This is a genomic window from Pseudomonas parakoreensis (assembly GCF_021602155.1).
Taxonomy (GTDB): Bacteria; Pseudomonadota; Gammaproteobacteria; order Pseudomonadales; family Pseudomonadaceae; genus Aquipseudomonas; species Aquipseudomonas parakoreensis.
Window position 1 is genome coordinate 1 of sequence record NZ_BQHY01000088.1, and the last position, 255, is coordinate 255.

The 255-nt window shown below is 54.5% G+C and carries 1 pseudogene; it reads right to left on the minus strand.

The annotated features are described in order from the left end of the window. Nucleotides 1-197 (minus strand): annotated as a pseudogene (locus L6D63_RS28515) (DNA cytosine methyltransferase); the annotation flags it as partial. Between the last annotated feature and the right edge of the window lie 58 nt (nt 198-255).

Sequence of the window (255 nt, forward strand, 5' to 3'; positions counted from 1 at the left end):
TTGCAGGAGAATGCCAGCACAGCATTTTCTTGCCCTTGGTTGCGTCCGAGTGTGAAACCGATATCGCTTACGCATGGGTCCTGTGTGCCATGCACCACGAAACTTTCAACCTCGAAATCAATCCGCACGCCCTTCGCAGTCAGACAGGCAGCGACGTCAATTGAACCGCTGGTATTGCCACCACCATAGGTCGACATTGTAATGAATGCTTCCGAGTCGGCGCGATGGCTGCACTGTGCCTGAGCGCGAAGTGCT